Origin of the sequence: Petroclostridium sp. X23, assembly GCF_030013905.1 — a bacterium.
Classification (GTDB): domain Bacteria; phylum Bacillota; class Clostridia; order SK-Y3; family SK-Y3; genus X23.
Map to the genome: position 1 here is coordinate 4,500,652 of NZ_CP124862.1, position 12,684 is coordinate 4,513,335.

At 34.1% G+C, this 12,684-nt stretch carries 15 protein-coding genes; 8 read left to right on the plus strand and 7 right to left on the minus strand.

Features of this window, described 5'->3' with window-relative positions; translation table 11 throughout:
• Positions 1-26: 26 nt before the first annotated feature.
• Positions 27-803, plus strand: a complete 777-nt coding sequence (locus tag QKW49_RS21020) for a DegT/DnrJ/EryC1/StrS family aminotransferase (RefSeq protein WP_282864599.1) — start codon at positions 27-29, stop codon at positions 801-803.
• Here the strand turns inward: QKW49_RS21020 and QKW49_RS21025 are convergent.
• From QKW49_RS21025 to QKW49_RS21040, 4 genes are all read right to left on the minus strand, one after another.
• A complete protein-coding gene (locus tag QKW49_RS21025; RefSeq protein ID WP_282864601.1) occupies positions 782-2,299 on the minus strand; it encodes a recombinase family protein in 1,518 nt (505 codons plus the stop codon). The genes QKW49_RS21020 and QKW49_RS21025 overlap by 22 nt on opposite strands.
• 34 nt (positions 2,300-2,333) lie before the next feature.
• Positions 2,334-2,840, minus strand: a complete 507-nt coding sequence (locus tag QKW49_RS21030; RefSeq protein ID WP_282864602.1) for an ImmA/IrrE family metallo-endopeptidase — start codon at positions 2,838-2,840, stop codon at positions 2,334-2,336.
• Positions 2,841-3,115: 275 nt separating this feature from the next.
• Complete coding sequence (locus QKW49_RS21035) at positions 3,116-3,532, minus strand: Nif11-like leader peptide family natural product precursor (protein WP_282864603.1); 417 nt, start codon at positions 3,530-3,532, stop codon at positions 3,116-3,118.
• A gap of 185 nt (positions 3,533-3,717) precedes the next feature.
• Positions 3,718-3,906 carry a heavy-metal-associated domain-containing protein gene (locus QKW49_RS21040; protein WP_282864604.1) on the minus strand — a complete coding sequence of 63 codons (189 nt, stop codon included), beginning with the start codon at positions 3,904-3,906 and terminating at the stop codon, positions 3,718-3,720.
• 391 nt (positions 3,907-4,297) lie between these two features.
• Here QKW49_RS21040 and QKW49_RS21045 point away from each other — a divergent pair, with 391 nt between their 5' ends.
• From QKW49_RS21045 to QKW49_RS21055, 3 genes are all read left to right on the plus strand, one after another.
• Positions 4,298-4,684 (plus strand): VanZ family protein, encoded by a 387-nt coding sequence (locus QKW49_RS21045; protein WP_282868206.1) that lies wholly within the window; start codon positions 4,298-4,300, stop codon positions 4,682-4,684.
• 39 nt (positions 4,685-4,723) lie between these two features.
• Positions 4,724-4,951 carry a PF20097 family protein gene (locus QKW49_RS21050; protein ID WP_282864605.1) on the plus strand — a complete coding sequence of 76 codons (228 nt, stop codon included), beginning with the start codon at positions 4,724-4,726 and terminating at the stop codon, positions 4,949-4,951.
• Between the two features lie 103 nt (positions 4,952-5,054).
• Entirely contained in the window at positions 5,055-5,945 is an 891-nt protein-coding gene (locus tag QKW49_RS21055) for a stalk domain-containing protein (protein ID WP_282864606.1), read from the plus strand.
• Positions 5,946-5,975: 30 nt separating this feature from the next.
• On the opposite strand, the gene QKW49_RS21060 is transcribed toward QKW49_RS21055, so the two are convergent.
• Positions 5,976-6,650: a hypothetical protein gene (locus QKW49_RS21060; protein WP_282864607.1), complete on the minus strand. Its 675-nt coding sequence runs from the start codon at positions 6,648-6,650 to the stop codon at positions 5,976-5,978.
• 271 nt (positions 6,651-6,921) lie between these two features.
• Here QKW49_RS21060 and QKW49_RS21065 point away from each other — a divergent pair, with 271 nt between their 5' ends.
• Positions 6,922-7,542, plus strand: a complete 621-nt coding sequence (locus QKW49_RS21065) for a hypothetical protein (RefSeq protein WP_282864608.1) — start codon at positions 6,922-6,924, stop codon at positions 7,540-7,542.
• An 8-nt stretch (positions 7,543-7,550) separates the two neighbouring features.
• Here the strand turns inward: QKW49_RS21065 and QKW49_RS21070 are convergent, their stop codons facing one another.
• Both QKW49_RS21070 and QKW49_RS21075 read right to left on the minus strand, forming a co-directional pair.
• Positions 7,551-7,793, minus strand: coding sequence for a hypothetical protein (locus tag QKW49_RS21070; RefSeq protein WP_282864609.1), 243 nt, complete (start codon positions 7,791-7,793; stop codon positions 7,551-7,553).
• 7 nt (positions 7,794-7,800) lie between these two features.
• A complete protein-coding gene (locus tag QKW49_RS21075; RefSeq protein ID WP_282864610.1) occupies positions 7,801-8,076 on the minus strand; it encodes a hypothetical protein in 276 nt (91 codons plus the stop codon).
• 162 nt (positions 8,077-8,238) lie between these two features.
• On the opposite strand from QKW49_RS21075, the gene QKW49_RS21080 reads away from it, so the two are divergent.
• From QKW49_RS21080 to QKW49_RS21090, 3 genes are all read left to right on the plus strand, one after another.
• Complete coding sequence (locus QKW49_RS21080; RefSeq protein ID WP_282864611.1) at positions 8,239-9,669, plus strand: transposase; 1,431 nt, start codon at positions 8,239-8,241, stop codon at positions 9,667-9,669.
• Between the two features lie 369 nt (positions 9,670-10,038).
• Positions 10,039-11,544, plus strand: coding sequence for a ParB N-terminal domain-containing protein (locus QKW49_RS21085; protein WP_282864612.1), 1,506 nt, complete (start codon positions 10,039-10,041; stop codon positions 11,542-11,544).
• Positions 11,545-11,602: 58 nt separating this feature from the next.
• Positions 11,603-12,475 carry a DNA adenine methylase gene (locus QKW49_RS21090; RefSeq protein ID WP_282864613.1) on the plus strand — a complete coding sequence of 291 codons (873 nt, stop codon included), beginning with the start codon at positions 11,603-11,605 and terminating at the stop codon, positions 12,473-12,475.
• Positions 12,476-12,684 lie beyond the last annotated feature (209 nt).

Below are 12,684 nucleotides of genomic sequence, written 5' to 3' on the forward strand. Positions count from 1 at the left end.
AAAGTAATGCTAATTTGGAGGGAGCAATGATGTCAATACCCGTTTTGAAACCTTCTATAGGTGAAGAAGAAATAAATGCTGTCGTTGAGGTGATGAAATCAGGATGGCTGGGTTTGGGACCTAAAACAGAAGAATTTGAAAAGAACTTTGCACAATATATCGGAGCAGATTATGCTGTGGCATTAAATTCGGGAACTGCAGCACTGCATCTGGCTGTAAAGGTGCTTGGAATTGGTGAAGGTGATGAAGTGATTGTGACGCCAATGACTTTTGTATCTACAGTGCATGCCATAGTATATGAAGGCGCTTTACCGGTATTTGCAGATATTGAGAAAGACACCATGAATATAGATGTGGATGATATAGAGAAGAAAATAACCGATAAAACAAAGGCAATTATAGTAGTACACATGGCCGGGCATCCATGCGATATGGATAGAATCAATGAACTTGCATCCCGGTATGGGCTTTATGTAATAGAAGATGCAGCCCATGCTTGCGGAGCAAAATATAAAGGAAAAAGAATAGGAAACAGTTCTAATTTAACTTGCTTTAGCTTTCATGCGGTTAAAAACCTAACCTGTGGTGAAGGTGGGGCAATTACTTGCAATAATGAATGGTATAACAGATATTTTAAAGAAATGCGGTGGGTTGGTATTTCTAAAGATACCTGGATTCGGTCTTCCAAAGAAAAGGTGTACGCATGGCAGTATTGGATTGATAAGGTTGGATACAAATATCCAATTACACGTTGTCTATGCAATTGGATATTTAGAAAAGATTATTTTGGCAATTTCGGGTGAATGGTAATAATAAAATTATCATTTCGCCATTCTTTTTTCTTATAATATATAACGCTGTCTAGTATTTTCTTTAGCATTTTATTTTTATTTTCGGCATCCTCGATAGAATCATAAATTTCTAAGATTTTTTCAACTGTTGGAATTACATTTACCTTTGCTTTCTCTTGTTTAATATGGGTTTTAATTAATTCTTGCATATCAGCAATGTTTTTTTCTGTTTGAGATATTCTATCAGCAACTATCTGTGATCTTTGCGTGAAAGTTTCTACGTCATATATACCACGCTCTAGAAAATCAAATAAACTACCTTTTTGTTTATGCAACTCTGTAAGTTCATTACGCATATTACTCAAAGACTTTTCATATAAAATAATCTGACTATTATCAGGTTCAATATCTGCGCTGTCTAATTCAGATTTATATTTTGTAATCCAATCTCGTAAGCCTTGTAAAACTTTTTTTTCTACTAATTTTAGCTTACTTGATTTATTTCCACATTTATTTCTACACATTAGTTGATCATCTACATGTTTATATGGTCTTAATACCATTTTATTGCCACAGTTTTTACATATCACAATACCGGCCAATGGATTTGTAATAGATTTACTTTTTACACAAGGTACATTATTTCGTGAATTTAATATATCCTGAGCCTTATAAAATAATTCTTCATCAATAATCGCCGGATGCTTGCCATCGACGATAATCCATTCGTTTTTTGGCCTTTGAGCAGATGTTTTATATTTTTTTTCTTTAAAGTATTCACGTTTCTTCCAGGAAAGTTTACCAATATATACAGGATTCTTAATCATATTAATAATTACTTGGTGGTTCCAGTCTAGGCCCATGGCCGATTTATACCCCATCTCATTTAACTTTTCTTCAATGATTGTACAACCGTTCCCTTTTACATACTCATTAAAAATAAATCTCACTATTTCAGCTTGCTCTTTATTTTCTTTTAAAGTTCTGCTTTTTTGATCTGAGTATATATCATATCCATAAGGAGGTACGCTGGCAATATAATTACCTTCTTGCAGTGATCGGATTCTACCTGATTGCAAACGCCTGGTAATGATCTTCAATTCCTTCCTAGCCATAAATGCTTCAAATTCGCTATATTCTTCATCAAATTCATCATGTAGATCGTATACCTTCCGTGGAGTAATTACCTTAGTATTATTTTTCTTTAATGTTTCTAAAATAAGCCCCTGCTCTTGCATGTTACCACGGCCAAGACGGTCTAAGTCCATACATAATACTGCATCATATAATTTATTTTCGATATCTTGCAAAAGCTCAAGCATTTTAGGCCGATGTATCAAGGATTCACCAGATACGATCTCTTCATATATTTGTACTATATTTAAGTTCATTTCTTTGGCGACCTTTAGCAGTGCTTTTCTATGCTTTGCAAGGGTTTCTCCTTCGCCGTGCTTTTCTGCTTCTTCATCCGCCCTAGATTTGCGCAGATATATACATACTCTGTTCATACAATCACCTTATCTGTTATTTAATACATTCTATCTATATTTTCTCAAAAATATGTATAGAGGGCAAGTTATAAAGATATAAATATCTTATATCGTCGATATCCCATATAGGATTCTTTCTTGCCATAAATTTGAACTTCTGTAGTAGAAAGTCCTGTGTAACCAAGAAATAATCTGCTAGTTGTGAGAAGGAAGTGGCAAGCTTGTCCCTTAGAACATCCAGCACCTTACTGGTGGGGATCAGAAAATCAGTGGCCCATTTTAAGGCCAGCAGCTCCTTTTTGTCAATTTCAATACGGTCCTGGTAGCACATGTACTTCCTGGGTGTAATGTCCCCAATGGTAGTCCGGTAATGGCCTATTTCTTCGGCTAGCACGGTACGGTATAATCTTTCATTATTTCTAATGCATTCATTTATTAGAATAATGTAATAGTCCCCGTCATAGTTGTAATAGCCTAGTACTGATTCCGGAAGAGGGGCAAATTCTATTATAATACGGCACTTTGTAAGAATTGTTTCTAGTTTTTCTGTCTCTATCATAAAAATGTCCTCCACAAAATACGAATATGTGTTCTGTATTATAACACATTTTGGAAAAGAGGTAAAGTGAAAAGAAGGTAAAGAAGGGAAGTGGAGATAACAATTATATTTTTGTGTATGCTTTAGAAAATTAATGAAAGTAAAAGAGAATTGAAAGGAATGGCGAAATAAAAACTTTGACAATTGAACATGTGGTTAAGATACATGAAAATACTATGCCGTGTATATGAAAAAGGTAATTTACTATTATTACACGGCCCATTGACTCATTGACTTTAATTATCAAGACGTACTATTTCAGTTTTTTCCTTAAAAAAGAAATATCCGTTGTTGCATTTGTAATATTTCCACTCACGGCTATTACCATCACCAACCTGATAATCGAATTTTGAACAACTCCAACATATACTGGAACAATATAATTTGCGACACATTAATGATCTATATAAATCATTCATTAGATCACCTAGCCAGCCTCCGCCGGTTACATTGTTAAGCTCTTCGTCAGATAATTCGGTAGCCTTCTGATCAGAGGATGTAAATTCTTTCAATTCTTCTTGATTGAACTCGTATCCAGCTTCTTTTAAAATAGCAAAAAGTTCAGATTTCGTTTTTACTTCTTTAAGCTTATCTAAAAATACGGGATCATTTTTCAATTCTTCAATAAATTTTTCTATATTTTCTTTTGACAAAATTCTCACCTCGAAGTTTTTTTATTATGACTATTTATACGCACTAGCTAATAAAGTAGCTCTACGAGGATGATTAAAAAAACAAGCTTGCTTTGACGGAAGGGATATCCTGCAGTTAGAAATGCAATAAGTAAAAGTCTTCCTATGGATAGATAAAAAAATTATCATAGGGAGACTTTTTTGTTTTATATTTCAATCACACTATAGCCTTTTTCCATAATTGTCTGTTTAATATCGACTAGTCTCACCTTTGCTTCATCATACCTTACGGTAACTTTTTTAGATTCCAGGTCTACATTAACATTTTCAACGCCGTCAAGGCCAGTAAGACTTTTGGTAATAGATGTACGGTTACCGTCATTAACCTGATCCACGTTGAGTTCTGCATTTACAGGCATTATTAATATCACCACCTTGATAATTCTATCTTTACAATCTTTATGGTCTCCAGCTTGAACAGATAAAACTCAAGATTTCTTTAAATTTTAATTTCGATCTTTATCAGTACATTTCCATACAACACCATATTTTATAATACATAAAATAACAAAACTATATATTATATGCAATTGTATGCAAAAATATTTCACATTTTGGAGAACTATGGTAAAATACTAAGTATTCAACTATTTCATTTATGAATACACAGGATATACGTCAGTAGGGATAATTAGAGGAAGAGGCTTTTCGATAATGAAGCATATAAAGGGTTTACTGCGAGAAAATAAACAAATGCTTCTTAGAATATCAAGTATACTTTTTTTCATGTATGCATGTTTAATGATCTGGGAAGTGTTTATAGGACCCTACCGGAGTTATAGTGGAGAGAGAAGATATAACCTTTGTCCCTTCAAAACGATGAGGGACTATTTTATGAACAGCCATCAATATAGTTTTCATATTTTATTTATCAATCTTGCAGCTAATATAATAACTTTCATACCATTAGGATTCTATTTATCGTTACGGGTCAAAAGACTCAATAATATCGTTAATATAGGCGTAATTGCTACTATAATTACTACGACTATCGAAGTAATGCAGTTCATTCTGAATGTTGGAGTGTTTGATATAGATGACATTATATTGAATACGTTGGGCTGCATCATAGGACTTTTATGTTGGAGAATTATAAAAATGTATTTAGAATAAACATAAATGTAGATGAATACTGATTTCGGGGGTGACTTTATGAAATGTCCTTACTGTGACAAAGAAATGAAGTACGGGGTGATTGAAAGTCCGCATGAAATAAATTGGAAACCTAAAAAGGCAAAGCTTTTTGGGGCCGCTAGATTCCATGAAGGAGCGATTGTTCTATCTAAATTATCTTTACTAAAAGGCTCATGTGTTGAAGCATATTGCTGTGATAACTGCAAAAAGATCATTATATATTACGATGGCAACAACGCCGAATAGAACGCAAATTTATAACCGAAGTTGCTATTTTTTTAGAAAATGTAATAAATGAATTCTTTGTTTATTGACAGATTATCAAAGAGAATAAGAGGAGGATGTAAGTATGAGTATTAAAGAAAAATTAAAAGGATTTATTATGGGCGTTGTAATAACGAGTTTGTTTTTCAGCACAGTATCTTTTGCATCATCAGTAGAAAAAAATATAAAAGTTATATATGATAATATTAAAATTTATATTGATGGAAAGATAATTGCACTAAAAGATGCAAATGGTAATGAGGTAGAACCGTTTACGTACAACGGTACCACGTACTTACCAGTCCGAGGGGTTAGCAGTGCTTTAGGAAAGAATGTCGAGTGGGATGGAAATACAAATAGTATCTATATATCTTCAGCAAAACAAGGTACTGTAATTGTATTAAACATAGAAGAAGAAAAAGTGGATAATACATATTTGGAAACTACCATTAATATTATCCGACAGCGGTTGACTGCAATTGGAATTAATGAAGCAAAGGTATTCAATGTTGAAGATAAGCAGATCAGAATAGAAATTCCGCAGGTTCCTACAATGGGTAAAGATAACCTTATAAATTATTTAACTGCAAAAGCAATGTTGAAATTTCTAGATAATCAAAATAATATTATATTGGATTCAAATGATATAGTGGGTTCTAAGAGCCAATATGGAAGTATTAACGGAACTGACTCGAAGCAATATTATGTTGTTATTGAGTTCAGTGAAATTGGAAAACAAAAATTCGCTGATGCAACTAAAAGAATATCAGCTTTAGAAGGTAAAGATAATCATATAGCTATTGCCTTGGATGATGGAATAATAGCCACTCCAAGGGTTGAGGAAGAAATTATTTCTGATCTAAGTATACTAACTGGAGATTTTACTGAAGAATCTGCAAATAAATTGGCGGCTTTGATTGATAGTGGAGTAATGCCTCTTACACTTAAATGTATAAAGTATGAAGTTATCGAATAATATTGAAAATGTCTGAGAATACGGGGGCCTTTATAAGGCTCCTTTGTTGTTCGTTTGCTCTGTATAATTTAATAACTTATTTGACGGTACAAGTGGCACAGAGTCAGGAGGAAGTAATAATATTATTCTATATCCGATAATTCGTGCTGCAAAGTAAGATATTAATGCATCTGCGGGGTCGAACAGTCTTTCTCTTTCGTTACTATGATTTATTTCATGTTTTGATATATTGTAAATAGGTATGAATTTATACAATGCATCAATAATTTCTTTTGGCAGCAATTTGCGCTGGTTGATTTTATGTACGGCTTTGCCAAAAGTGGAATTGTAGAAGCGCATATGCCCTAGAAAGCTGGTATTAGAAAGAATTAATCGCATAAGTGATTCTAAGTGCATACCAGAATATTGGATTACATACCGGGCGGATAAGTGTATGTTTTGGATGTCTATTTCCGATCTAGCATATTGCAGGGGCCTAAATAATGACCTATTAATACCGCCGGGAAAGGGATTATAAACAGGATTTGCCGGCATACAATATGCGCCGATTCCTCCGATTTCTGAATCAAAAACCCAAATGGCTTGGGTAGAATAATTTCGAGGATGCTGTCTTATTTCATTAAGGATTTCTTGTATTTGTTCTTTCTGTTTTTCTGTGAATATGTAATTTGATAGAACTTGGCTTTCTGAGAGCATCTTATTCATATTGCACCTCTATAAGTTATTACAGAATTTAGTATATATCATATCACATTTTTCCATAGCATAAAATAACAAAACTATATATTATATGTATTTATGTGTAAAATTATTGCACATTATGGATTATTTTGGTATGATTGTAATGAGTACATATTTAGAATTTAAAAGCAACAAGCAGTATATTGAGTTAAATTATGCTGAGACTTTATAAATAGAAAAGAAGCAGAAGGACGGACTGTGCCTGTGCTTCTGTAAAATTAGAAGGAGAGGAATTATGTTAGAAGCAATATCGTATGAGGGGATACTTAATGATCTAAAACAGAAACATGGTGATGCAGATGAAGTTACAATTGGAATACTTTTTGGAGATGCTAATAGTCCTTTTATGAAAGAGTATATATTGAATAGAATCAATCAATATCATCACAGGAGTAGTTATGATGTTGATTTTTATTTTCCAGGGTATGGTGCATATTGGCATGGGCATTGTGGTCCCCAAAAAACTGTATGCTGTATAGACGGTGTTGAATGGTTATTCAGCGATAAAATGTTTAGTGATTTTATTAATGATTTTGAAAGCATGAGTAAATGGTCATTTTCAGGAGAAGTAGAATTGATTCTACTTAACTATAGAAAAGGTCAGCTCGATTTTTCAGAACTAATGGTATTTTGGCTTGATCGAATGGTAAAAGATAATATTATTTATTCCCCAGCTAATTTCTTTGAAATGCTATTTAGAAAGTTTAGAAAATCAAAGTCGATTCATGAAACAAGTGATGAGTTAGTTTTAAAAGGTATATGTAATTTATTGATTGATGAAATCAAAAAACATATTCCTTTATCAGATCTATTTAGTAAGAATAAATATTTTTGTACATACAGTATGTCACAGTAGATTATTGCTTAAATTGCTATTCCGGCGTTAATTACCATAGTAAGAGCATAGAGTAAAATAGCATTTTGAGTAAGAGGTTTCTTATTCTTTTTCATACTCATAGTAATATACCCGTATGCGATAACCTCCCCAATGAAGTTAAAGAGAGGTAGTATAGCCAGACAGAAGAGTATGACTGCAAGGGTATAGGTAATACCAGCGTGCTCAGCACTTATAGTAAACCCGGCGATCACAGCAGCTCTGTCATACATAATCTCCTTATTTCATTCTTGAAATGATATTCTTCATATATCCGATAATAACAAGGCTAAGTCCCAGCAATGAACAGGCTATGCCACATAATAGAATTAGCGTTGTCATAGCGCCATCGGAATTCATCATATTAATCATATTGATTATAGGGGTAACAGGGTAAGAGTATAAGTAAACTGAATAGAATCCGATAATTGGACTTGATAATATAAGGACTATACCCGTTAGTATATAGTACCTGCCGGATTTATTTTCCCGTTTTTTTGGATTGTTATCAGTCATTTTTATTCTCCCTTCTACTAATTTCTAATAGGCATTTGTTAAATGCCCAAACCCATTGATTTTACTAGGTTTCCTTACTTCTTTTATATAAATTTTCTCTCCGCTTGTGATAAAATAGTAATAACAACAAAACAATCTTACACACGAAACGGAGGAAAATTTATGGCTGTTAAATATCATCAGATTTCTCTTAAAGAAACTTTTTCAAACTGTCAGGACATGTTCATCGATGATGCCTCTTTCTTTTTCCAGCTTCTCGAAAAGCACATGGACCTCGACGAATTCATCTCACCGGAATTCTATGCTGCCTTCTATAAATCCCTTGGCAGAAAACGTATTTTCCCTCTTTCCGGCTTCCTTTCTGCACTCATTCTACAAAAAATCTTTTCCATCCCGACAGATTCTCTTCTCATCCTCTTTCTTTCACTCTGTCGGGAACTCAGGGATTTTTGCGGTTTTTCCAATGTGCCGGATGCTCCGCTCTTCACAAGATTCAAGCAGAACTTTCTTCCGTATCTGGAACAGATGTTTCAACGTATGGTTGATTATACAGAACCCATCTGCCATGCCATAGACCCCGTCCTTGCAAACATCCTTACTTTTGATACTTCCGGCATCGAACTTTATGTCACCGAAAACAACCCTAAAACCCTGAATGCATTAATCCGTAAGCTGAAGGCTTATTATAAGAACAATTCTGATGTTGACCCTTATAAAATGGCTTATGGTCTTATGCCTTCACAGGCCGCCTCATGTCCTGATGCTAAACAGCAGTATATTAACGGGCATTTCTGCTATGCTGATAAATTCGTCATCCTTACCAACGGTCTGGGCATTGTTCGTCATATCGCATTCCTAGATGATAACTTCAAATCTGCTCATCCTGAATTATCTGTGGGTAAGAAATCCGATTCTCCTGAGGAAGATAAATCGGTTGGCGATTCCTCCGCTTTAAAACCGGTTTTATCCGACTTCTTCGCCCTGCACCCAGACTTCCATCCAGACACTTTTCTCGGAGATTCAGCCTTCGATACCATTGAAACTTACGGCTTTTTAAAAGATGATTTCCATTTCTCCAAAGTTCTCATTCCTTATAATCCACGAAATGAAAGTACTTTGAAAAAAGTCGGTTACAATGAATACGGTTATCCTACCTGTCCTAATGATTCTTCCCTTGCCATGCGTTATTGTGGAATCACAAAGGAAAAAGGACGTTCTGACCGTATCAAATGGTGTTGCCCCAAAGTCCACATGGTAAATGGAGCCTGGGTTTGTGACTGCAAATCTCCATGCAGTACAGCGAAGAAGGGACGTACCACATACACCTATGAAAACCTTGACTTCCGTATGTTTCCTGGTATTCAGCGTGATTCTGATGAATGGATTTCCCTTTATAAAATCAGAACCATTGTGGAACGTGCCATTAACCATTTTAAAATCAACATGTGCATCGCCGGAAGAAAAACCCGGAATCATCTGACCACAAAAGCTGATGTCTATCTGGCAGGTATCGCTAGCCAGTTTACTGCAATCATTGCTGACCGGCTGAGTTGTCCACAATACATCAGAAGCCTGAAGCCACTAATTGCCTGAAAAGTTATTCAATTTTCAAATCCCTTATTTGAGCTTATTAAAGTACGCTCAAAATCCAATGATTTATGCCAATTCAGAAACAATTCCGAATAATGACCCGTTTTTCTCTCCTTATATAGCAAAAGTTATCCACATTATAGGAGAAAATCATTTAACAATTACCTAACTAATTTCTAATATCTTATCACAATTTTCCATAGCATAAAATAACAAAACTATATATTATATGCATTTTTGTGTAAAATTATTGCACGTTATGAAATACTTTGTTATGATTAATAAGAAAGAGCTGATCATTACTCAGGAGTACGAACTATGTACTTATTTATTCCGATATCTATCTTTAGATGCTTATGAGGAGGCATAAAAATGTCAGAATTAGCTTATGTGAAGCTTTCGGAAATTCACGTATGGACAGATAATCCAAGAACAGGAACAGTAGATGATGAAATAGAAGAAATAATGGGCCTTATAAAAGAGCAACAAACTAAAAACGGAAATAAGTTAGTCGAGCTAGCACATTCTATAGTTGATAAAGGAATTTTCGAACCGATCGGAGTTTTAAAGTATAAAGATGGATTTATGGTGGTGAAAGAAGGCAATCGCCGCATTGCATGTCTAAAATTATTAAATAACCTAAATATAATTCCACCTGAGTACGTTGTCTTGCAGAAGGCATTTAATAAATTGAAAACCAAGGCTAATAAGAGTATTTTTAACAGAATACCTGCACGGATTTTTGATGAGAGTGAAAATGAAGATATGGAGTTATGGATTGAATTGCGTCATAATGGATTGCAGGGAGGTAAGGGATTAGACTCGTGGAAATCTATGCATATTGAAAATTGGAATAAATATAGAGGGAAAAAAACCCCTTTGCTTGATTTCCATGACTATTTGATTTCTAATGGAATTTTAACAGCTGAGCAAATAGATGGTGTTAGCAAGACTAATTGGAGCCGTATTTTAGGCACTGTGGGAAGAGAATATCTAGGGTTAGATTATGAAAACAGTGTATATAAAATAATAATTCCCAAAAAAGAATTTAAGAAAAGGATAGCTCAGACGATAGAAGCATTATCAGGTAAGTCCGTTGGACTAGTGTATGACAATGAATCAATACATGATTTTTTTAAAGGATTCAATTTCAATCAAATAATAGGAGAAGCCGGAGAGAGCACATCTGAATTAGACGGTTCAGATATGCCTGAAGCAGAAGAAAATATAGTAAGAGATAACGTCCGAAATGCTGTAGATATAGAAAGCGAGATAGAAGATAATAATATACAAGATACAAAAGATACACATAAAAAAGATAATGGACATCAAAGTGATACGAACGAAGAGGCCGAGGTGGAAACAGTAGTTGCTGCTGGAACAAATAAGAAAAAACGTACTTTAACTAAACCCAAACCTTTGTTAGGGAATATTACATGTGCATTGGAATCGGATCAGGATACAGATGGAATTATAAGGTTGGTTAGCGAGCTTAAAAAGATGTCATTAAGCAGTTCGTATCAAGAATATCCAATTGCTACAGCTATGTTAATGCGAAATCTACTGGAGCAATGTTTGATATACTATTTGAAAATAAGAAAGAAGTGGAGGAAGTTATACTCATCGAAAAGAAATGATCCAACATTGACTGAAATTATTGAAAAATATACTAGTGATACAGATATTTTTGCTCAGGACAAGAGTTTAGAGCGTAAATTTATTATTTTGAAAGATACACCTGGCTTAAAGGAATATTTTAATATGATAGTGCATCATCCTCATCAATTTGCCGCTAAACCTGAGCTTCTTGATAGCATAGCACAGTCAGGATATTTGGCGTTGATTCAACATATAATAGACTATTTCGAAACAGAATAAATCTCTGGCCAAATCAAACAGTTTATGTTATAATCACTATAAATGGCTAGAGGGAGCGATGCACTTGCAGACTCATAATTTATCACCGCTAAGATATCCTGGTGGGAAAGCAAAGCTTACGAATTACATTATAGATTTGATGAAATTGAACAATTTGCAAGGCTGTACATATATTGAGCCTTTTGCCGGTGGTGCAGGGGCAGCTCTTGCGCTATTATTTAATGAAATAGTAGGTAATATTATAATAAATGATTATGACCGGGCAATCTATTCCTTTTGGTATTCCGTATTAAATCACACAGAAGAATTGTGTGACTTAATTTTCATGACGCCAGTTACAATGGATGAATGGTACAAGCAAAAAGAAATATTTTCTTCATCTGATGACTTGTTAGAGTTAGGTTTTGCTACTTTCTTTTTAAATAGAACAAACAGGTCAGGAATAATTAAAGGTGGAGTGATTGGTGGTATGGAGCAAAAAGGTAAATATAAGTTGAATTGCAGGTTTACAAAATCAGACCTGATGAAACGAATCAAGACGATAGCTTTATATAAAGACCAGATTACTCTAACATGCATGGACGCATGTAACTTTATAACTGATTATTTACCACATGTATCTAAATATGCTCTAGTATATCTTGATCCTCCATATTATACAAAAGGTCCGGGACTTTATACCAACTTTTACAAAGATAAAGATCATAGGGAACTAGCAAGGCTTATAAGAAAAACACTAAGGCAGCCATGGATTGTAACGTATGACAATGTAGAAGAAATATCCCAATTATACAGCGGTTATTATCAAACAAAATATTCATTAAACTACAGTGTGAATAATAAGTATAAAGGTCAAGAAATATTGATTTGCGGCGATAACCTTATTCCTGTGGTATCGCCGAACTTAAGACGTTTAGAAGCTTGTTATTAAATTGAAAACACGTAAAACTTCATTTCTTTATAAGTGGCAGAGTATATGATGTAAAGCTTCTTAACGAGATATAAGGTATACATAATTATATCAACTCTGTATTAATATGCATTGACAAGGAGAGCTTTGAGCAATGTACAACATATTAATGGGACGAGAAGTGCTGGCAGAATAAATTAAGATGTGCTGTTAGTAATTCCGTCCCTTTG

Bases quoted from the DNA above. Each gene is read 5' to 3' on its own strand.
- QKW49_RS21070 (WP_282864609.1), bottom strand. From the start codon at position 7,793: ATGTATGACAGAGCTGCTGTGATCGCCGGGTTTACTATAAGTGCTGAG.
- QKW49_RS21055 (WP_282864606.1), top strand. From the start codon at position 5,055: ATGAGTATTAAAGAAAAATTAAAAGGATTTATTATGGGCGTTGTAATA.
- QKW49_RS21080 (WP_282864611.1), top strand. From the start codon at position 8,239: ATGGCTGTTAAATATCATCAGATTTCTCTTAAAGAAACTTTTTCAAAC.
- QKW49_RS21020 (WP_282864599.1), top strand. From the start codon at position 27: ATGATGTCAATACCCGTTTTGAAACCTTCTATAGGTGAAGAAGAAATA.
- QKW49_RS21090 (WP_282864613.1), top strand. From the start codon at position 11,603: ATGCACTTGCAGACTCATAATTTATCACCGCTAAGATATCCTGGTGGG.
- QKW49_RS21085 (WP_282864612.1), top strand. From the start codon at position 10,039: ATGTCAGAATTAGCTTATGTGAAGCTTTCGGAAATTCACGTATGGACA.
- QKW49_RS21045 (WP_282868206.1), top strand. From the start codon at position 4,298: ATGTATGCATGTTTAATGATCTGGGAAGTGTTTATAGGACCCTACCGG.
- QKW49_RS21025 (WP_282864601.1), bottom strand. From the start codon at position 2,299: ATGAACAGAGTATGTATATATCTGCGCAAATCTAGGGCGGATGAAGAA.
- QKW49_RS21065 (WP_282864608.1), top strand. From the start codon at position 6,922: ATGTTAGAAGCAATATCGTATGAGGGGATACTTAATGATCTAAAACAG.
- QKW49_RS21075 (WP_282864610.1), bottom strand. From the start codon at position 8,076: ATGACTGATAACAATCCAAAAAAACGGGAAAATAAATCCGGCAGGTAC.
- QKW49_RS21030 (WP_282864602.1), bottom strand. From the start codon at position 2,840: ATGATAGAGACAGAAAAACTAGAAACAATTCTTACAAAGTGCCGTATT.
- QKW49_RS21060 (WP_282864607.1), bottom strand. From the start codon at position 6,650: ATGAATAAGATGCTCTCAGAAAGCCAAGTTCTATCAAATTACATATTC.
- QKW49_RS21050 (WP_282864605.1), top strand. From the start codon at position 4,724: ATGAAATGTCCTTACTGTGACAAAGAAATGAAGTACGGGGTGATTGAA.